Here is a 19108-nt window from a genome sequence, read left to right on the forward strand (position 1 = left end):
CCGCAGTCTCGACGCCCGACGACGACCGAAGCCCGCTACGACGGGCCGGGCTGGGTGAGCATCCGGCGTAGTTGCCGCACGTGTCGCCAGGGGATCACCGGCATGGCAACCGTGACGATGCCGGCAATCACGTACGCCGTCCAGGCCGCGGCCTGGTGGCCGATGGCCATCAGGTAAGTCGCCGTTGCGACAGCGACCAGCGCAACTCCCATAGCGGTCACCAGTTCGACGGTGCCGCGTAACCAGATGCGATCTATGGTCGCGTCTGTGAAAGCGCTGGCCGCCCGCAGCGCGGTCAACCGCTCGGTCTGGCCGGCCGGGCCGCGAGCCGGCGGATACTCCGCCCTGATCGGTGGCGCAGCCGCAGCACGAGCCGTGATGTGCCCCGATTGCGCCGCGGGCTCGACCCGAGTCGTGCGCCGGGCACGCAGTAGCACCGGGACCGCGCCGACGATGATCAACGCCGAAATGACGATGATGACGTACAGCACCGACGAGGTGTGCGGGTTGCCCGCCGTCTCGTGAAAGCCCCGTCCCAAATCGATCAGCGCGACAGTGGCCGCCACGCTCACACCGATCAGCACCAGCCAGATCGCGGCGCAAACTCCAACCAGAATGCGATCGCCGGTGGTCGACGACGCCATAGCCCACCCACCTCGGCTGTCCGAATATCTGTTGACCATCAGCAGTTCGTCTGCGGTGCGTTGTTCTCGTTCGACGACAGCACGGCTCCGTCGCTGGTGGTGATCGTGCAGTTGAGTCTGCTGACCCGGAAAAGACTCGACGCCTCCACTGAGCCGACTTCAGACTGCGAGATCGGGGTGACCGTGATCGACCACGGGATATAGACGTTGTGTTGGGTGCGCCGCCGGCCAGAGGCATCGATGTAGGTCACCGAGATGATGTCGCCGGGCGCCTTGGTGCCGGTTACCGAATAGGTGACCTGCCGAGGACCGGCCGGAGCGGTGGTGGTCGGTGGTGGTGGCGGCGGCGGAGGTGCCGCGACGGGCGGCGGCTCCGGGGCCGGGGCCGGCTCCGGAGCAGGCGGTGGTGGAGCCTCGGCGGGGGGCGGCGGGGGTGGTGGCGGCGGCTCACTGGTGGATGGCGGAGGGGGCGCCGGCGGCGGAGTGGTGACGGTGATCTCGTCCTGAATCGGCGGCGCAGACGAGGGCGCAGTTTCCGGGGTGGCCAGGTCCTGTGTGTCGGTACGCGCGAATAGCAGCGACACCGACACCACCAGGGCGATCGCCGCGACGATCGCGGCCACGCCGACAACCCACGGCCAGCGTGGCGGGTGGGGTTCGTCGCCCTCTGCCTCGTGGTAGCTGTCGTAGTCGTAGAGGTCGAGGTCGACGGGCACATAGGGACCGCTGGTGAAGTGTTCAGACTCCGGAGCCGAATAGGCCTGCGAATAGGCATCCGTCTCGCTGGTCGGGTCACTTTCGCCGGTCTGCTCCCCCAGGTGCTCGCCGGCGAAATCGTTGTCGTCGTCGCTGAGCTCGCTGCCGGTCTCCAGTTCGCCAGGTTCCGGTCCTGGGGGATTCGGCCCGCTCATGTTCGTCTGTCCTGTCCAACTACGTCACCAGTGCAGGCGACAACGCGCCTGCATCGCCCAGCGCACGCTCCGCAATTCCACATTGTGCCTCGCAAACCCTACCCAACCGGCAGGTGCACGGCATTCCCGGCGACCTGGTGACGGGTCAACTGATGCCCTGATTGTGACCTTGTGCGCGACCTGATCAGTGCTTCTCGGGACCGAGGTAGTACTCGAAAACCAAGCCGGCTGCCGACGCGAGAACGAACACCACGCCGGCGGCAATCAACCACGGCAACCACAGCCCGATACCGACGGCGGTCACCGAACCCGCCAGGGCGATCAGGACGGGCCACCAACTGTGCGGACTGAAAAAACCTAATTCGCCTGCGCCATCGCTGATCTCGGCGCCCTCGTAGTCTTCAGGACGGGTGTCGAGCCGGCGCGCCACAAACCGGAAAAAAGTCGCGACGATGATCGCCAGACCGGCGGTCAGCACCAGCGCGGTGGTGCCGGCCCATTCCACCCCACCGGTGGCGAACAAGGTCGTCAGCACGGCGTAGATCACGGCGACCACAATGAAGAACGCGGCGATGAATTCGAACAGCCTGGCTTCGATATGCATAGGTGTCCCTACTTGCTCGCCGCCGGCGACAGCTGTCCGCGGCGGGTTTCGAACGGATGCGTTGTGACCGCGACGGGAGACTGGTTGATCGCCTGCAGAGCCTGAGCGTTCGTCTTACCGCCGATCCGCTGGTCCAAATAGGCCTTGAAGTCGTTGGGCGCCACTACCCGGACCTCGAAGTTCATCATCGAGTGATAGGTGCCGCACATCTCGGCGCAGCGGCCGACGAATGCCCCGGTTTGGGTGATCTCGGCGACCTGGAATCGGTGCACCGAGTTGTTGGCCTGCGGGTGGGGCATCACGTCACGCTTGAACAAGAACTCCGGCACCCAGAACGAATGCACGACGTCAGCCGATGCCAGTTGGAACTCGATCCGCTTGCCCGCCGGCAGCACCAGGACCGGGATTTCGGTACTGGTTCCCAACGTCTCGACCTTGTCGAAGTTGAGGTAGGTGCGGTCCTCGGTGTTGAGGCCACGCACTGGGCCGACCAGTTCCTCGCCGTGCTTGTCCTTGCCTTCCGGCTTGGACACCATCGCCGCCTTCTTCGCCGGGTCGGCGCCGTCGTATTTGAGCGTGCCGTCTTTGAAATCGACCTTCTGGTAGCCGAACTTCCAGTTCCACTGGAACGACGTGACGTCGACGACGACCTCGGGGTCGGACGCCAGATGCATGATCTTTTCCTGCACCACCACGGTGAAATAGAACAGCACCGAGATGATCAGAAACGGTGTGACAGTCAGCACCAGCTCCAGCGGCATGTTGTAGCCGAACTGGCGCGGCAACTCGGTGTCACTGGCCTTTTTGCGGTGGAAGGCCGCGGCCCAGAAGATCAGGCCCCACACGATGACCCCTACCACCAACGAGGCGATCACCGCGCCAAGCCACAGCTGCCGGTTGGCCTCCGCCTCGGGGGTGATCCCGCGCGGCCAGCCCAGGCCCAGTGCCTCCTGCCAGCTGCATCCGCTCAGGGTGACCGCCAGGACGCCCAGCGTGCCGGCCAATACCAAGAGCCGAAGCCGACGGGAGCCTGCAGAACGGCTTGGCCCGCGGAGTGTCACGTTGGCGCCTCCTGTATCACAAGCTGGGCCGACGGGAGTCGGCCGACTCGCCGCAGCTGTCGAATACTACTACGCAGCGTAGACCACGCGTCCTGGCGAGCCGCGCAGACTCCCCCGCGCCGACGCTGCCCTTGCCCGTCGCCCGATCAGCCTATTCGCGAGGGTGCGGCATACTTGGGCGCGATGTGTGGACTGCTGGCCTTCGTGGCTGCCGCGGCCGGCGGTGTTCCGCCCGGTTCTCCCGCAGCCGACGGCGCCGACGGAGCCACCGACGCGATCGCTCGCGCCTCGCATCTGATGCGTCACCGCGGGCCCGACGAGCCGGGGACTTGGGCTGACCCCGATGGGACGGCCGTGCTGGGCTTCAACCGGCTGTCCATCATCGACATCGCCCACTCACACCAGCCGCTGCGCTGGGGACCGCCGGAGACACCCGAGCGGTATGTGCTGGTGTTCAACGGCGAGATCTACAACTACCTGGAGTTGCGTGCAGAGCTGACCGCCGAGCACGGCGTCGCATTCACCACCGACGGCGACGGTGAGGCCATCATCGCCGCCTACCATCATTGGGGTCCCGGCGCGTTGGGGCGGTTGCGCGGCATGTTCGCGTTTGCACTGTGGGACACCGTCACCGGCGAATTGTTCTGCGCCCGAGACCCATTCGGCATCAAGCCGCTGTTTGTGGCGATCGGATCCGGCGGTACCGCGGTAGCCAGCGAGAAGAAGTGCCTGTTGGATCTGGCCGACCTGGTGGGCTTCGACACCCGACTCGACCCTCGGGCCGTGCAGCACTACACGGTGCTGCAGTACGTACCCGAGCCCGAGACACTGCACCGCGGGGTGCGCCGGCTCGAGTCGGGCTGCTACACCCGGATTCGCCCCGGGGACCCTGCACCGCAAACCACCCGCTACTTCGTGCCGCGATTCGCCGCCACCCCGATCACCCGGGATACCGCGCAGGCTCGCTACGACGAGATCACCGCGGTGTTAGAGGACTCGGTGGCCAAGCACATGCGCGCCGACGTCACCGTCGGGTCGTTTCTGTCCGGCGGCATCGACTCCACCGCGATCGCGGCCCTGGCCATCCGGCACAACCCGCGGCTGATCACCTTCACCACCGGCTTCGAGCGGGAGGGATTCTCCGAGATCGACGTGGCCGTCGCATCGGCCGAGGCGATCGGTGCACGGCATATCGCCAAGGTGGTCAGCCCGGCAGAGTTCGTCGCCGCCCTCCCGGAGATTGTCTGGTACCTCGACGAACCGGTAGCCGACCCGGCGCTGGTGCCGCTGTTCTTCGTCGCGCGCGAAGCCCGCAAACATGTCAAGGTGGTGCTCTCCGGCGAAGGCGCCGACGAACTGTTCGGTGGCTACACGATTTACCGGGAACCGCTGTCGCTGCGGCCGTTCGATTATCTGCCCGCCCGGCTGCGACGGTCGATGGGCAAGGTGTCCAAACCGCTGCCCGACGGCATGCGCGGCAAGAGTCTGCTGCACCGGGGATCGCTGACGTTGGAGGAGCGCTACTACGGCAACGCGCGTAGTTTCTCCGATGCGCAGCTGCGTGCCGTGCTGCCCGGGTTTCGTCCGGACTGGACCCACACCGACGTGACGGCCCCGATCTACGCCGAATCGGCCGGATGGGATCCGGTAGCCCGCATGCAGCACATCGACCTGTTCACTTGGCTACGCGGCGACATCCTGGTCAAAGCCGACAAGATGACGATGGCCAACTCGCTGGAACTGCGGGTGCCGTTCCTGGACCCCGAGGTGTTCGCGGTGGCTTCGCGGTTGCCGCTGGAAGCCAAGATCACCCGCACCACAACGAAGTACGCGCTGCGCCGTGCGCTGGAGTCCGTCGTCCCGGCGCATGTGCTCAACCGGCCCAAGCTGGGCTTCCCGGTGCCGATCCGGCACTGGCTGCGCGCCGGCGAATTGCTGGAGTGGGCCTATGCCCTGACGGACTCGTCACAGGCCGGCGAATTCGTCGACGTCGCCGCGGTACGCCGGATGCTCGACGAACATCGTTGCGGTACAACCGATCACAGCCGCCGATTGTGGACCGTGCTGATTTTCATGCTGTGGCACGCGATCTTCGTCGAGCACACCGTTGTGCCGCACATCACCGAGCCGCACTACCCGGTGCAGTTGTAGCCGTTGACTCTGCGTCCACCAGGCGTCCTACTCGCACTTTTGCCTGGTGTGTGCAGACTCAACTCGAAAGCGCTGTGGCGATCTCGGCAGCGGCCTCGTCGCCGTAGGCACCGGCCAGCCGGCTCACCGCGGACTCGCGGTCCCACTCCCATTCCTGGGTGCCGGTCGACTCCAGCACCAGCACTGCGACCAGCGATCCGAGCTGGGCAGCACGCTCCAGGCTCAAACCCGCGCTGCGGCCGGTCAAAAAGCCGGCCCGGAACGCGTCACCGACGCCGGTGGGGTCGACCTGGCTGGTCTCCGGCACCACGCCGACGTGGATGGTGGCACCGTCGCGGTCGACGATGTCGACCCCCTTGGCACCCAGCGTGGTTACCCGCAGCCCGACCTGCGCCATCACCTCGGCCTCGGTCCAGCCGGTCTTGGACAGCAGCAGATCCCATTCGTAGTCGTTGGTGAACAGGTAGGTGGCGCCATCGATGAGCCGGCGGATCTCCTCGCCGGTCAACCGAGCCAACTGCTGAGACGGGTCGGCGGCAAACGCCAGCCCGAGCTTGCGGCACTCCTCGGTGTGCAGGAACATCGCCTCCGGGTCGTTGGCCCCGACGATCACCAATTCCGGTGTGCCGACGTCATCGACAACCTTGGCCAGCGAGATGTCCCGCGCCTCCGACATGGCGCCCGGATAGAACGAGGCGATCTGGGCCATCTCGGTGTCGGTGGTGCAGACGAAGCGCGCGGTGTGCGACGTCGTCGAGATCAGCACGTTGTCGCACTTGACGCCGTGGCTTTGCAGCCATTCGCGGTAGTCGCCGAAGTCGTCGCCGGCAGCGCCCACCAGCGCGACATCGCCGCCGAGCACGCCGATGGCATAAGCCATGTTGCCGGCCACCCCGCCGCGGTGGATCACCAGATCGTCGACCAGAAAGCTCAGCGAAACCTTCTGCAAGTGGTCCGCGAGCAGTTGTTCGGAAAACCGGCCCGGAAAGCGCATCAAATGATCAGTTGCAATCGAACCGGTCACCGCAATCGTCACGAAAGATCCACCCTTCATTTTCTAAGCTCGTCTAGCGAAGACTACGCGCGGTAGCGGCGGCCGTTGCAGCGCGGCCAGTCGTCAAGGGTGCGTTAGCCTGCCTAGAGCAACCCGATGGCTGCTGACGGCGACCGTCCGCCGTCTCATCCACAGCGTAGGAGAACCCTTGATGCCCGGTCCCTACTCGCCGAACCATCCTCTCGGCGCCGACGGGCCGCCGTTCACCGATCCGCATCCCAGTCAGCCGATTCCGACGCCCCCCGACCACCCCGACTCAACAGGGCCAGGAAATACGCAGGCAGCGCCGCCCGCGGCCGCTTACCCGGGCCAGTTGCCCCCGCCGGTGCCCTATCCGACGCGGCAGCGACGACGGTGGATCATCGGAGCGTTGGTGGCTGTGGCACTGATCGCCGTGATGACTGGGGCGATCGTGTACGGGGTGCGGAGCGACAAATCGGCCACCACCGGTGCCGTATTTTCCGAGGCGACGGCCAAATCGGCGATCCAGGGCTATCTGGACGCGCTGGAGCACCGCGATACCGAAGCCATCGCCCGCAACACGTTGTGCGGTATCTACGACGCCGTCCGGGACCGACGGCCGGACGAGGCGCTGGCCAAACTGTCCAGCGACGCCTTTCGCAAGCAATTCTCCGCCGCCCAGGTGACCTCGATCGACAAGATTGTCTACTGGTCGAACTACCAGGCGCAGGTGCTGTTCACCATGCGGGTCACCCCCGCAACGGGCGGGCCGCCGCGCGACGAGGTGCAGGGTATCGCGCAGTTATTGTTCCAGCACAACCAGGTGCGCGTGTGTTCTTACGTGCTGCGAACAGCGGGCAGCTACTAGCCCGCCGAAGACAACGGCCTCAGTTGAACGAATCGCCGCAGGAGCACGATCCGCCCGCGTTGGGGTTGTCGATCGTGAAGCCCTGCTTTTCGATCGTGTCGACGAAGTCGATCGAGGCACCTTGCAGGTAGGGAGCGCTCATCCGGTCGACAGACAGCTTCACACCACCGAACTCTGCGGTCAGGTCACCGTCGAGGGAACGGTCGTCGAAAAACAGGTTGTACCGCAGACCGGCGCACCCGCCCGGCTGAACCGCGATGCGTAGCGCCAGATCGTCGCGGCCTTCCTGGTCCAGCAGTGACTTCGCCTTGGCCGCTGCGGCGTCGGTCAAGATCACGCCGTGGGTGGTGGCGGTCGACTGGTCCTGAACAGTCATTGCGTCTCCCTATATGTGCCTACGTGCCTAAATCGCTGGGATGGGTCCGCTCGGCGCTGAGCATCCGATGAAAAACCCACCTAGTCAAAGGTACCTTGTTCGGCCGCTATTCCCGAGTTGCGCGGCTGCCGCCGAAGCCAAACCCATCAGCTGGTTGGCGGCATCGACCAGCGCCAGCCGGACCGAACCAGCGTAGTCGGCGATCGCGTACGCAGCGGTTATGCCCGCCGACCGCTGCGTGAAGCCGTCGAGACCGACCTGACCGGCCAGCACCAGCACCGGGATCTGCCGCGAGCGCGCGGCGGCGGCCAGCGCCCCGACGACCTTACCGTGCAGTGATTGCTCGTCGAGCTGGCCTTCTCCGGTGACGACGAGATCTGCGACGGCAATGTCATCGGCCAGCCCGGTGTGCTCGGCGATGATTGCCGCGCCCGATTCCCGCCGGCCGCCCAGCGCCAGCAACGCCGCCCCGATCCCGCCCGCCGCACCGGCGCCGGATTCGGCGCTCACCGGACGCCCGGCCGCCGCGTCCAGTTCGGCCGCCCAGCCGCTGAGCCGCTGTTCCAGCGCGACAACCGTCTCAACGTCGGCGCCTTTCTGCGGTCCGAACACCCGCGCGGCGCCCCACGGCCCCAGCAGCGGATATTCGACATCGGAGGCAGCGACCAGTTCCACCCCGGCCAGCCGTTTGCGGGCGACATCCAGACCGCCGAGTTCGTCGATGAGCCCGCGACCGCCGTCGGTGCTGGCGCTGCCGCCCAGCCCGACAACGATGCGCGTCGCGCCCGCCTCCAGCGCCGCTTCGATGAGCTGGCCGACTCCCCTACTGCCGGCGGCCAACGCAGTCTGCGGTGTCGGCGGACCGCCGAGCTGGGCCAGACCGCAGGCTTCTGCGCAGCCCAGATATGCGGTCGTCGATTCCGGATCAAACACCCAGTCGGCCTCGACTTCGTCGTCCAGCGGTCCGACGACCCGTAGCCGGCGCGGTTCCCCGAGCCGGTCAGCCAATACCGTGACAAAGCCCGGTCCGCCGTCGGACTGCGGCGCGATGGTGAACTGATCGTGTGGCCGCGATCGGTTCCAGCCGGTGGCGATGGCGGCTGCGGCTTGCACGGCGGTCAACGTGTCGCCATAACTATCCGGGGCAATCAGCACGCGCAGCACGTCCGGGCCGCTCATCTCAGCGAGCGTAAAGGCTCGCCGCCGCGTGTGCTCGCCGAAGACTGTTTACCGATCGAAACCCGCTGCACAGTAACCTGGCGACTGTGAAGCTGCTGGGCCGCAAAAAGGACGTCGGTGTCGCCCCGGATGAGAACGAGGCACCGGCGGACCAGGACGCCGTCGTCACCTCCGGGGTTGCTCGTCAATCCACCGCGCCCAAAGGGCGGCCCACACCGAAACGAAGCAACAAGCGGCGCGGTCCGGTCGCACCGGCGCCCATGACCGCAGCCGAGGCCCGCGCCCGGCGCAAGGCGATGGCCGGCCCGAAACTGTCCCGCGAGGAGCGGCGGGCTGAGCGGACCGTACGCCGCGCGCAAATGACCCAGCGGCGGGAACGCATGATGGCCGGCGACGAGGCCCATCTGCTGCCGCGCGATCGGGGCCCGGTGCGCCGGTTCGCCCGCGATGTGGTGGACGCGCGCCGCAACGTGCTGGGATTGTTCATGCCGTTGGCGTTGACACTGATGTTCATCATGTTCGGCGTACCGCAGCTGCAGCTGTACATGTCGCCCGCGATGCTGGCGTTGATGGCTCTGATGATGATCGACGGGGTCATCCTGGGCCGCAAGGTCACCAGGATGGTAGACGAGAAATTCCCCGACAATACCGAAAGCCATTGGAAGTTGGGCCTTTACGCCGCGGGCCGGGCTTCGCAAATGCGCCGGATGCGCGCTCCTCGCCCCCAGGTCAAGCGCGGCGAACGCGTCGCCTGACCGCCGCCGGTGCCGAGCACGCCCTCGGGGTTCTGATGACCTTTCCGCCGGTGACGCCCCCCGACGCGGATGTCGCCGCGGCGGCCCGCGCCCGGCAGGACACCCTGACCAAGCCGGCGGGGTCGCTGGGTCGCATCGAGGACTTGGCGGTCTGGCTTGCGTCGTGCCAGGGTCATTGTCCGCCACAGCAATTCGAGCGCGCCCGGGTGGTCGTCTTTGCCGGTGATCATGGTGTCGCGCGGTCCGGCGTATCGGCGTACCCCCCGGAGGTCACCGCCCAGATGGTCGCCAATATCGAGACCGGCGGCGCGGCGATCAACGCATTCGCCGAGGTCGCCGGGGCGACCGTGCGGGTCGCCGACCTCGCCGTGGACGCCGATGCGCTGTCGCCGCAGGTCGGTGCTCATAAGGTGCGCCGCAGCAGCGGTGACATCGCGGTGCGGGACGCGTTGACCGACGACGAAACCACCGCCGCGATCAACGCCGGCCGGCGGATCGCCGACGAGGAGGTCGACGCCGGCGCCGACTTGCTGATCGCCGGCGATATGGGCATCGGAAACACCACGGTGGCAACCGTTCTGGTTGCGGCCCTGACCGGTACCGAGCCGGTCGCAGCGGTCGGCTACGGAACCGGTATCGACGATGCCGGGTGGGCGCGCAAGACGGCAGCGGTCCGCGACGCGCTGTTTCGGGCCGAGCGGGTGCGCTCGGATCCGGTTGCATTGCTGCGGTGTTGCGGCGGCGCGGATCTGGCCGCGCTGAGCGGCTTCTGTGCGCAGGCCGCAGTTCGGCGCACCCCACTGCTGCTGGACGGCCTGGCGGTCACCGCAGCCGCACTGGTCGCCGACCGGTTGGCGCCGGGCGCGCGGCTGTGGTGGCAGGCCGGTCACCGGTCCACCGAACCGGCGCACCAACTGGCATTGGCTCAGTTGGAGCTCGATCCCATCTTGGACCTGCGAATGCGGTTGGGCGAAGGCACCGGGGCAGCGGCGGCGCTGCCGGTGCTGCGGGCCGCGGTGGCCGCGCTGTCGTCGATGGCAACCTTCGCAACTGCCGGCGTTTCCGGCCGCGCCGACAAGCACCCATCGTGATCCGCTCGCTGGCAACCGCTTTCAGCTTCGGAACGGTCGTACCGCTGCCCGGTGCGGCGGACCGGCCGGTGGGTGGCGCAGCGGTGAGCGCGCTGCCTCTGGTGGGCGCCGCGTTGGGCGGTCTGGCCGCCGGCGTGGCCTGGGTTGCCGGGCTGGCGTTCGGGGCGGGCAGCCCGCTGGCGGGTCTGCTCGCAGTGGCCGCACTGCTCGCGGCCACGCGCGGCCTGCACATCGACGGCGTGGCCGACACCGCTGACGGGCTGGGCTGTTACGGGCCGCCGCAACGCGCACTGCAGGTGATGCGCGACGGGTCGACCGGCCCGTTCGGTGTCGCCGCCGTCGTGTTGGTAATTGCGTTGCAGGGCTTGGCCTTTGCCTCGTTGAGCGTGGCCGGCATTGTCGTCGCGGTGGCCGCCGGCCGCGTTGCGGCGGTGCTGGCCTGCCGCCGGTCGGTGCCCGCGGCCGAGGGCAGCACCCTGGGCGCCCGGGTGGCCGCCACCCAGTCCGCGGTGGCGGTGTTGGGCTGGATCGCAGTGCTGGTGGTGGCGTCGCTGTGGGCGGCTCCGCGGCTGTGGCAGGGTCCGCTGGCGGTGCTGGTGGCGCTGTGCGTGAGTGCCGTTCTGGTCGCCCACTGCGTGCGCCGGTTTGGCGGCATCAGCGGCGACGTGCTCGGTGCTGCGATCGAGCTGACCACGACGGTGAGCGCAATGCTGCTGGCGGCAGGCTAACCCAGCCGCGACATCCAGTCGTGGGTGTCGGCGAACGTGCCGCGCTGAATGCCGGTCAACGTGTCGCGCAGCGCCATCGTGATTTCACCGGGTTCGCCATCGGCGATGGTGAACTCGCCCTCACCGTGCTTGACGTGGGCGATCGGGGTGATCACCGCGGCCGTGCCGCACGCGAACACCTCGGTGATCTCACCTGCGGCTGCCTTCTTCTGCCACTCGTCGATGTCGATCTTGCGTTCCTCGATTGCGAAGCCGGCGTCGGTTGCCAACTGCAGCAACGAATCTCGAGTGATGCCTGGCAGCAGGGAGCCGGACAGCTCGGGGGTGACCAGTCGGGCCGATCCGCCGCCGCCGAACACGAAGAAGATGTTCATCCCGCCCATCTCTTCGATGTAGCGACGTTCCACCGCGTCGAGCCACACCACCTGGTCACAGCCGTTCTCGGCGGCTTGGGCCTGAGCCACCAGCGACGCGGCGTAGTTGCCGCCGAATTTGGCCGCTCCGGTGCCGCCGGGGCTGGCCCGGACGTATTCCGTGGACACCCACACAGTGACCGGTTTGACGCCCCGCGGGAAGTACGCACCGGCCGGCGAGGCCAGCACCAGATACCGGTACTGCTTCGCCGGGCGCACACCCAAACCGGGCTCGGTGGCAATCACGAACGGCCGCAAGTACAACGACTCCTCGCCCCCGGCCGGGGGCACCCATCCATCGTCGACGGCGATCAGTTGCCGCAGCGATTCGATGAACAACTCGTCGGGAAGCTCCGGGATCGCGATCCGCCGCGATGACGCCCGCATCCGGGCGGCGTTGGCGTCGGGGCGAAACGAGACGATCGAGCCGTCCGCCCATCGATACGCTTTGAGCCCTTCGAACACTTCTTGCGCGTAGTGCAGCACGATCGCCGACGGGTCCAGTTCGATGGGGCCGTAGCCCATCACCCGCGCGTCGTGCCAGCCCTGGCCGTCGGTGTAGTCGATCGACACCATGTGGTCGGTGTGGTACTTGCCGAAACCGGGATCGGCCAGGATCGATTGGCGCACCTGGTCGCTGGTCGGGTTTGCGGTGCGCGAAACCGTGAACTCGAGGCGGCCGCTGGTCATGGGGCGATTGTATATCCGGGCGCTAGCGAGTTTTCGGTTCGACGAATGGGGGCCGGACCACTTCGCATTCGACGGCGCGGCCACGGACGTCGACGTTCACCCGCTGACCGTCCTGGACATCTGCGTCGGTGTCGATCAGCGCCAGTGCGATACCGACTTTCAATGTCGGTGAAAATGTTCCCGACGTGGTGACGCCAACCTTGCGGTCACCGTCGCTCACCGTCAGGTCGGGCCGCAGCACACCGCGACCGACTGCGCGCAGCCCGCGCAGCACCCGCCGAGGACCCGCCGTTTTCTCGGCCAGCAGCGCGTCGCGGCCAAAGAACGCGTCCTTCTTCCAGCCGATCGCCCAGCCGCAGCGGGCCTGCAGTGGCGAAATATCGGCCGACAATTCGTGGCCGTGCAGCGGATAACCCATTTCGGTGCGCAGCGTGTCGCGGGCACCCAGGCCGGCCAGTTGACCGTCGGCTCGGCTGACCGCGGCCAGCAGCGCGTCGAACACCACACCCGCCGACTCCCACGGCGGCAACAGCTCATAACCGTGCTCACCGGTGTATCCACTGCGGCACACCCGCACCGGCACCCCGGAGAGCGCCGCATCGGCATATCCCATGTAGTCCATGCCGGTCGGTAGCCCTAATTCGTCGAGAACCTCGGTCGAGCGCGGGCCCTGCACCGCCAGCACCGCATAACTGCGGTGCTCGTCGCTGATCGTGAGCTCCGCCGGAGCAGCCTGCTGCAGCGCGGCAACCACCGCGGCAGTGTTGGCGGCGTTGGGCACCAGAAAGATTTCGTCATCGGCGACGTAATACGCGATCAGATCGTCGATGACGCCGCCGGATTCGGTGCAGCACAACGTGTATTGCGCCTTGCCCGGCCCGATCCGGCCCAGGTCGTTGGTGAGCGTGGCGTTGATGAATTGGGCGGCGCCCGGCCCGCGCACCGACGCCTTGCCCAGGTGGCTGACGTCGAACAGTCCGACGGCTGTCCGGGTGGCGGTGTGCTCGCTGACCGTGCCGGCATACGACACCGGCATCAGCCAACCGCCGAACTCGGCGAAGCTGGCGCCCAGCTCACGGTGGCGGTCTTCCAGCGGTCCGTGCTGCAGCTCTTCGGGCATTCTGCGCCGCTCCTCCTAATCGCCGCGCTCTGCATATCGCGGCGCGCACGATGCCCCACACTAATCAGGTGGTCAATTTTGATGCGCTGGAAGCTGCCGGACTCGCCGATGCGCGTAAACGGGCGTCGCTCATCCACTACCTCGATGACCTCGGGTTCACCCCGGACGACATGGTCGAAGCCGAGCGTCGCGGCCGCCTGTTCGGGCTTGCGGGTGACGTGCTGGGCTGGTCTGGCCCGCCCGTCTACAGCCTGCAAAGCGCCGCCGACGCACTGAACGTTCCGGTCGAGGAGGTCGAGCAGGCCTGGACGATGCTCGGCCTGTGCGTCGCGGGCCGCGAGACGCCGGCATTGAGCCAGGCCGATGTCGATGGCCTGGGGACCTGGTTCGCGATGCGGGCGCAGCTTGGCGACCCCGTCGACGGCTTCCTGCGGGTGCTCGGCGTGACGATGGCCCGGCTGGCCGAGGCCGAGTCGTCGATGATCCGGCTCAGCCTGCCCGACGTCTGGCTTGGTCACACCCAGGACGAACTCGCCACCGCGCGAGCCTGGCGTACGACCACGGAGCTCATCCCTCGCATCGGCGCCATGATCGACGCCGTGCACCGCCACCACCTGGTCAGTGCCCGAACGTTCCTCGAGGGGCTCGGCGGGGGCCCGTCGGCGAGCATGGTGTGCGGTGTCGGTTTCCTGGATCTCTCCGGCTTCACTGCGCTGACCCAACTGCTCACGCCCGCCGAGTTGTCGACCCTGCTCAACGGCTTTTCCGCCAATGTCTCCGATGTGGTGCACGCCGACGGCGGGCGGGTGGTCAAGTTCATCGGCGATGCCGTGATGTGGGTGAGCCCGAGCGCCGAACGGCTGGCCAGAGCGGCGGTCGACCTCGTCGGCCACCCCCTGGCCCGGGAAACCGGACTACAGGTGCGCGCCGGCCTGGCTTACGGGGCGGTGCTGGCCATCAATGGCGATTACTACGGCAACGCGGTGAACCTGGCCGCCCGGTTGGTTGCTGTCGCCTCACCCGGCCAGGTCCTTGGCGCCGCGGACGTCCATGCCGAATTGCCGGACTGGCCGATGATCGAGCAGGAACCCTTGACCCTCAAAGGTTTCGATGAGCCGGTAACGGCGTACGAGTTGAGCCTGTCTACCGGTCGTTAAGGTGGTGCCCTGTGAGCACCGAACCCGGTTACCAATCCCCCGCAGTCACTGTTGCCTCTTCGCTGCCGCGACGCGGCGCCGCTTCGGCCGTATTGGTCGTGCCGGTCGTCTCGACCGGTGACGAGGACAGGCCCGGCGCCGTCGTCGCGGCAGCCGAGCCGTTCCTGGACGCCGACGCCGTCACCGAGATCGAGGGCGCCCTGCGAGCGCTGGACGCCACCGGCGGCAGCGAACAGACCAATCGGCTGGTGGTGAAGTCGCTGCCGGTGGCCAGTGTGCTTACCGTGGGCCTGGGTAAGCGTCGCGACGAGTGGCCCGCCGAGGTGATTCGCCGCGCTGCGGGCGCGGCGGCGCGCGCGCTGGGCGGCACCGAGGCCGTCATCACCACCCTGAGCGAGCTGGACCTGGCCGGCGCCGTGGAAGGGCTGATTCTGGGGGGTTACCGCTTCACCGACTTCCGCAGCGGCAAGACGGCACCGAAAGACCGCGGTCTGCGCAAGCTCACCGTTCTCGCCACCGCCGGGGCCGCCAAAACCGAAGCCTCGCGCGCGGCGGCCGTCGCGACCGCCGTGGCCACTGCCCGCGACTTCGTCAACACACCACCCAGTCACCTGTTTCCCGCCGAATTCGCCAGCCGGGCAAAGGCTTTAGGGCAGTCGGTCGGTCTCGAGGTTGAAGTGCTCGACGACAAGGCGCTGCACAAGGGCGGTTACGGCGGAGTGATCGGGGTGGGCAAGGGCTCATCGCGCCCGCCGCGGCTGGTGCGGCTGCGCCACCGCCCCCAAACGCAGGGCCAGCCCAAGCGGGTCGCGTTGGTCGGCAAGGGCATCACCTTTGACACCGGCGGCATCTCGATCAAGCCGGCCGCCTCGATGCACCACATGACCTCCGACATGGGCGGTGCCGCCGCCGTCATCGCGACGGTGACGCTTGCCGCGCAACTCGCATTGCCCATCGAGGTGATCGCCACCGTGCCGATGGCGGAAAACATGCCGTCGGCGACCGCGCAGCGACCCGGTGATGTGCTGACCCAGTACGGCGGCACCACCGTCGAGGTGCTCAACACCGACGCCGAGGGCCGGCTGATTCTGGCCGACGCCATCGTCCGGGCCTGCGAGGACAATCCCGACTACCTGATCGAGACGTCAACGCTGACCGGCGCGCAGACGGTGGCGCTGGGTGCCCGTACCCCCGGCGTGATGGGCAGCGACGAGTTCCGCGACCGGGTAGCCGCCATCTCGCAGGCCGTCGGCGAAAACGGTTGGGCGATGCCGCTTCCCGACGAACTCAAGGATGACTTGAAGTCGACGGTGGCCGATCTGGCTAATGTCAGCGGGCAGCGCTTCGCCGGGATGCTGGTGGCCGGGGTGTATCTGCGCGAGTTCGTCGCCGACGGGGTGGCCTGGGCGCACATCGACGTGGCCGCCCCTGCGTACAACACCGGTAGCCCGTGGGGTTACACACCCAAGGGCGGCACCGGTGTGCCGACCCGCACCATGTTCGCGGTGTTGGAGGACATCGCCGCCAACGGTTAGGACCTTCGCCGAGTGGCCAGTAATGACACGTGAATCGCGAAAACCCGTGTGATAACTGGCCATTCGAGGCGGCTTACCGCAAGTCGGTCCGTAAGGCGCCGCGCGCGGCCAGATACCCGGGCATGCCATGCACTCCCGGGCCAGGCGGTGTGAAGGATGAACATAGGTAGGTGCCGCGGCGCGGCAATCGATAGGGCCGCAGCCGGGTGCCCAGGTTCACGACGTATCTCAGCGGGTCCTGCAAGCCGCCGTTGATCACTCCGCCGCACATGTTCGGATTGTGGGCTTCCTGCTGCTTGGCGGTGGTGATCACCTTCTTGACGATCCTGTCTTTGAAGCCGGGCGCGAACCGCTCGATCTGATCCCCGATCGCGTCGGACATGTCCACCGTCGACCCGTTCGGCACATGGCAGTAGGTCCATACCGTCTCTTGCCCGCCCGAGGCGCGTGTCGAGTCGAAACGGCTCTGATTAGCAAGCAGGACAAAAGGTTTCGGCGCATGCCGACCCTTGTTAACCATCGACTCGCCTGCGGCGACCTGCTGCAGCGTGCCGCCAAGGTGGACGGTTGCCGCATCCTTGCACTCGTCGGCCCGCCATGGAATTGGGCCATCCAGTAGGTAGTCGACCTTGCAGAGGCCCGGGCCATACCGGTAATTGGAAAACAGCCGCCGATACCAGGTCGGCAAACTGTCGCCGAGGATGGTTGCCACCTGCGTCGGGGACACATCGAGCATCAGCACCCGATGGGCAGGCACGTCCGACAGTCGCCTGACCCAGTGACCCAGGCGGATCTCGCCGCCAAGATGCTCGAAATACCCCAGTAGCGCATCGGCGATCTTTTGCGATCCGCCACGAGGCATCGGCCAACCAGTTCGGTGTGCGCTTACCGCGAACATCATGCCCGCTGCAGCGGTACCGACGAGAGTGAGCGGCATGAAGGAGTGTGCGGCCATGCCGGCAAGTAGGGCGGGCGCCCTCTCGTCGGTGAAATGGCGCTTCGAGAAGCCGACGATCGACGCCATCCCGAAGCGGGCGAACTTGGCGACGGTCAACGGATGCTTGGGCGGAAAGGGGTCGAGGATGCTGTCGAATAGCTCAATGCCATTGGACACCAACGGAGTCAGCAATTCCTCGTACGCCGCCCGGTCGGCGCCCATTGCGGCGGCCGCCTTGCTGACGTCACGGTAGAGCGGGACGGCGGTGCCGTCATCAAGCGGGTGGGCAGCCTCGATCGGCGCAAATATCCATTCGAGACCGAAATCTGCCAGCGGCCAACGCCGAAACGCCGGCGAGGCCATCGCCAGCGGGTGTATCGCTGAGCAGATGTCGTGCACCGATTCGTCATCGGTGACATGCGCGGAACGGGTGCCCCCACCCGGAGTGTCGGAACCTTCCAGGATGAGGACTCGCCGGCCGGCTTCTGCCAGGGTCACTCCGGCAGCAAGTCCATTCGGCCCGGAACCGACCACCACCGCATCGAATTGGTCAGCGGCCATGTCTGCGGTCACTTCACCTGACTGGGGTCGAACCGTTCAGCAAGTGCGGCCAGTCGCAAGATGCACTCGCGGTTGCGAGGATGGATGGCCACCAGTGTCAACCGGTCGGGGATGAGGTTGACCGCCCCCTCGGCGGGCACCTCAATCATCTCCACCCGGCACCCATCCGGAATCTCGGCCAGGCGCATCGTGATTTGTGCTGCGCCGAGCGGGCCCAGCCCCGCGCGCAGCACCAACTCCTGCAACGGCACACAGCTCTCGACCGACGTCTGGTCGTCGATCACCAATGGCCACACCCCGATCGAGTGTCTGATGGCCGTGCCAGGCTGTGGCCAGTCCGAGTCGACGGCACGGGTGCGGCTGTTGCCGACCACCCACTGGCTATAGGTCCATCCGTCGGCCAGCACCTCCCAGACCCGCTGGCAGGACGCATGCACATCTCGAGTCGCGGACAGTTCTCGTGTCGCCATCATCGCCGAGGTCCTTTCGCATCAGGCCGACCCCTGCGTATACCCCCGACAGTGGTCACCGACGCGTCAGAACCCGCCGCGATCTGCGATGGCTAACGGTGCAGCGTTGAACGCTGAAACCAGTTGACCTTTTGCCGCCACGCCAACGCCGACGTGACCGCGAAGACGGCCCCGCACATGCACGCGAAGAACCACACCAAGCCCGCGGTTGCCGGGCATTGAAACGGCGGAATCAGCGCAGTGATGAACCGCACCACGCACGCCATGATTCCGCTGACACACGCCACCAGATAGACGGTGGCGATGCGCCTTGACCGCGGGTCTTTGCGCAGGACCAGCAATGCGCGTGCGCCATACCCCAGTAGGTAGGCGAGTGTGGCGCACAGCAGCAGCCAGTACACGCTCAGCCAGAAATCGGTGGGCAGCGCGAAGAAATCACGCGCATACGTGTTGCTGCCGCAGCTGATCGAAAACGTCGCCAGTAGCAGCGGAATACACAGCGTGGCCGGCCGCTCGACATACTGCTTGAACGACGCCTGCATGGCATCGTCGTCGGCGAGGCGGCCAAGGGCGTTGTAGACGATCGCCGATGCGGCGACGACATAACAGTCGTGCCCGAGGTAGTTCTGCAGATTCCATTCGCCGGTGATGTCGTGCAGGGCGACCCCGACCGTATCCGCCGCCAGGGGCGACATCAGCGCAACCGCGCAGCCCTGCAACGCGATGTTGAGTGTGGCAGCCACCTCCCAGCGGCAGCGCCAGGTGACGCGTCGTATCCACAGGCTCCACGAAATAGCTGCGAGCGTGATGACGATGAGAGCGGTGAGTGCCATGGCGACCGC

General features: G+C 67.0%; 19 protein-coding genes. 7 read left to right on the forward strand and 12 right to left on the reverse strand.

Annotated features, from left to right (window positions below):
• Positions 1-35: 35 nt before the first annotated feature.
• The 4 genes from AC5Y49_RS02195 to ctaC form a co-directional block, all read right to left on the reverse strand.
• Positions 36-683: a DUF2561 family protein gene (locus AC5Y49_RS02195; RefSeq protein WP_499884172.1), complete on the reverse strand. Its 648-nt coding sequence runs from the start codon at positions 681-683 to the stop codon at positions 36-38.
• Complete coding sequence (locus AC5Y49_RS02200; RefSeq protein WP_499884173.1) at positions 683-1555, reverse strand: MmpS family transport accessory protein; 873 nt, start codon at positions 1553-1555, stop codon at positions 683-685. The genes AC5Y49_RS02195 and AC5Y49_RS02200 overlap by 1 nt, the downstream gene beginning before the upstream one ends.
• Before the next feature lie 184 nt (positions 1556-1739).
• Entirely contained in the window at positions 1740-2159 is a 420-nt protein-coding gene (locus AC5Y49_RS02205) for a cytochrome c oxidase subunit 4 (RefSeq protein WP_499884174.1), read from the reverse strand.
• A gap of 8 nt (positions 2160-2167) precedes the next feature.
• Complete coding sequence (ctaC, locus tag AC5Y49_RS02210) at positions 2168-3220, reverse strand: aa3-type cytochrome oxidase subunit II (RefSeq protein ID WP_499884175.1); 1053 nt, start codon at positions 3218-3220, stop codon at positions 2168-2170.
• A gap of 183 nt (positions 3221-3403) precedes the next feature.
• Here ctaC and asnB point away from each other — a divergent pair, with 183 nt between their 5' ends.
• Complete coding sequence (asnB, locus tag AC5Y49_RS02215; RefSeq protein WP_499884176.1) at positions 3404-5371, forward strand: asparagine synthase (glutamine-hydrolyzing); 1968 nt, start codon at positions 3404-3406, stop codon at positions 5369-5371.
• A gap of 58 nt (positions 5372-5429) precedes the next feature.
• Here the strand turns inward: asnB and AC5Y49_RS02220 are convergent, their stop codons facing one another.
• A complete protein-coding gene (locus AC5Y49_RS02220; RefSeq protein ID WP_499884177.1) occupies positions 5430-6407 on the reverse strand; it encodes a carbohydrate kinase family protein in 978 nt (325 codons plus the stop codon).
• 169 nt (positions 6408-6576) lie between these two features.
• Between AC5Y49_RS02220 and AC5Y49_RS02225 the strand changes: the two genes are divergently transcribed.
• Entirely contained in the window at positions 6577-7254 is a 678-nt protein-coding gene (locus AC5Y49_RS02225; RefSeq protein WP_499884178.1) for an Rv0361 family membrane protein, read from the forward strand.
• A 19-nt stretch (positions 7255-7273) separates the two neighbouring features.
• On the opposite strand, the gene AC5Y49_RS02230 is transcribed toward AC5Y49_RS02225, so the two are convergent.
• Positions 7274-7630 (reverse strand): HesB/IscA family protein, encoded by a 357-nt coding sequence (locus AC5Y49_RS02230; protein ID WP_499884179.1) that lies wholly within the window; start codon positions 7628-7630, stop codon positions 7274-7276.
• A gap of 84 nt (positions 7631-7714) precedes the next feature.
• Positions 7715-8791 (reverse strand): glycerate kinase family protein, encoded by a 1077-nt coding sequence (locus tag AC5Y49_RS02235; protein ID WP_499884627.1) that lies wholly within the window; start codon positions 8789-8791, stop codon positions 7715-7717.
• Positions 8792-8895: 104 nt separating this feature from the next.
• On the opposite strand from AC5Y49_RS02235, the gene AC5Y49_RS02240 reads away from it, so the two are divergent.
• Genes AC5Y49_RS02240 through AC5Y49_RS02250 form a run of 3 tightly spaced genes read left to right on the forward strand, consistent with a single transcriptional unit; the run spans position 8896 to position 11383 of the window.
• The gene (locus tag AC5Y49_RS02240; protein ID WP_499884180.1) at positions 8896-9564 is read left to right on the forward strand and encodes a DUF3043 domain-containing protein; all 669 of its coding nucleotides are present in this window, start codon (positions 8896-8898) and stop codon (positions 9562-9564) included.
• 32 nt (positions 9565-9596) lie between these two features.
• Positions 9597-10655 carry a nicotinate-nucleotide--dimethylbenzimidazole phosphoribosyltransferase gene (cobT, locus tag AC5Y49_RS02245; protein WP_499884628.1) on the forward strand — a complete coding sequence of 353 codons (1059 nt, stop codon included), beginning with the start codon at positions 9597-9599 and terminating at the stop codon, positions 10653-10655.
• Positions 10652-11383 carry an adenosylcobinamide-GDP ribazoletransferase gene (locus AC5Y49_RS02250; RefSeq protein ID WP_499884181.1) on the forward strand — a complete coding sequence of 244 codons (732 nt, stop codon included), beginning with the start codon at positions 10652-10654 and terminating at the stop codon, positions 11381-11383. The genes cobT and AC5Y49_RS02250 overlap by 4 nt, the downstream gene beginning before the upstream one ends.
• Here the strand turns inward: AC5Y49_RS02250 and AC5Y49_RS02255 are convergent.
• Positions 11380-12486, reverse strand: a complete 1107-nt coding sequence (locus tag AC5Y49_RS02255; protein ID WP_499884182.1) for a branched-chain amino acid aminotransferase — start codon at positions 12484-12486, stop codon at positions 11380-11382. The genes AC5Y49_RS02250 and AC5Y49_RS02255 overlap by 4 nt on opposite strands.
• Before the next feature lie 22 nt (positions 12487-12508).
• Positions 12509-13606: a glycine cleavage system aminomethyltransferase GcvT gene (gene gcvT / locus AC5Y49_RS02260; protein WP_499884183.1), complete on the reverse strand. Its 1098-nt coding sequence runs from the start codon at positions 13604-13606 to the stop codon at positions 12509-12511.
• A gap of 50 nt (positions 13607-13656) precedes the next feature.
• On the opposite strand from gcvT, the gene AC5Y49_RS02265 reads away from it, so the two are divergent.
• Positions 13657-14763, forward strand: a complete 1107-nt coding sequence (locus AC5Y49_RS02265; RefSeq protein WP_499884184.1) for an adenylate/guanylate cyclase domain-containing protein — start codon at positions 13657-13659, stop codon at positions 14761-14763.
• An 11-nt stretch (positions 14764-14774) separates the two neighbouring features.
• Positions 14775-16298, forward strand: coding sequence for a leucyl aminopeptidase (locus AC5Y49_RS02270; RefSeq protein WP_499884185.1), 1524 nt, complete (start codon positions 14775-14777; stop codon positions 16296-16298).
• Between the two features lie 73 nt (positions 16299-16371).
• On the opposite strand, the gene AC5Y49_RS02275 is transcribed toward AC5Y49_RS02270, so the two are convergent.
• From AC5Y49_RS02275 to AC5Y49_RS02285, 3 genes are all read right to left on the reverse strand, one after another.
• The gene (locus tag AC5Y49_RS02275) at positions 16372-17808 is read right to left on the reverse strand and encodes a phytoene desaturase family protein (protein ID WP_499884186.1); all 1437 of its coding nucleotides are present in this window, start codon (positions 17806-17808) and stop codon (positions 16372-16374) included.
• Positions 17805-18269: an SRPBCC family protein gene (locus tag AC5Y49_RS02280; RefSeq protein WP_499884187.1), complete on the reverse strand. Its 465-nt coding sequence runs from the start codon at positions 18267-18269 to the stop codon at positions 17805-17807. The genes AC5Y49_RS02275 and AC5Y49_RS02280 overlap by 4 nt, the downstream gene beginning before the upstream one ends.
• Before the next feature lie 89 nt (positions 18270-18358).
• Positions 18359-19099, reverse strand: coding sequence for a hypothetical protein (locus tag AC5Y49_RS02285; RefSeq protein WP_499884188.1), 741 nt, complete (start codon positions 19097-19099; stop codon positions 18359-18361).
• Positions 19100-19108 lie beyond the last annotated feature (9 nt).

Source organism: Mycobacterium sp. NGS62 (assembly GCF_059812285.1).

Bases quoted from the DNA above. Each gene is read 5' to 3' on its own strand.
- AC5Y49_RS02195 (WP_499884172.1), bottom strand. From the start codon at position 683: ATGGTCAACAGATATTCGGACAGCCGAGGTGGGTGGGCTATGGCGTCG.
- AC5Y49_RS02200 (WP_499884173.1), bottom strand. From the start codon at position 1,555: ATGAGCGGGCCGAATCCCCCAGGACCGGAACCTGGCGAACTGGAGACC.
- AC5Y49_RS02205 (WP_499884174.1), bottom strand. From the start codon at position 2,159: ATGCATATCGAAGCCAGGCTGTTCGAATTCATCGCCGCGTTCTTCATT.
- asnB (WP_499884176.1), top strand. From the start codon at position 3,404: ATGTGTGGACTGCTGGCCTTCGTGGCTGCCGCGGCCGGCGGTGTTCCG.
- AC5Y49_RS02225 (WP_499884178.1), top strand. From the start codon at position 6,577: ATGCCCGGTCCCTACTCGCCGAACCATCCTCTCGGCGCCGACGGGCCG.
- AC5Y49_RS02230 (WP_499884179.1), bottom strand. From the start codon at position 7,630: ATGACTGTTCAGGACCAGTCGACCGCCACCACCCACGGCGTGATCTTG.
- AC5Y49_RS02255 (WP_499884182.1), bottom strand. From the start codon at position 12,486: ATGACCAGCGGCCGCCTCGAGTTCACGGTTTCGCGCACCGCAAACCCG.
- gcvT (WP_499884183.1), bottom strand. From the start codon at position 13,606: ATGCCCGAAGAGCTGCAGCACGGACCGCTGGAAGACCGCCACCGTGAG.
- AC5Y49_RS02265 (WP_499884184.1), top strand. From the start codon at position 13,657: ATGCCCCACACTAATCAGGTGGTCAATTTTGATGCGCTGGAAGCTGCC.
- AC5Y49_RS02280 (WP_499884187.1), bottom strand. From the start codon at position 18,269: ATGATGGCGACACGAGAACTGTCCGCGACTCGAGATGTGCATGCGTCC.
- AC5Y49_RS02285 (WP_499884188.1), bottom strand. From the start codon at position 19,099: ATGGCACTCACCGCTCTCATCGTCATCACGCTCGCAGCTATTTCGTGG.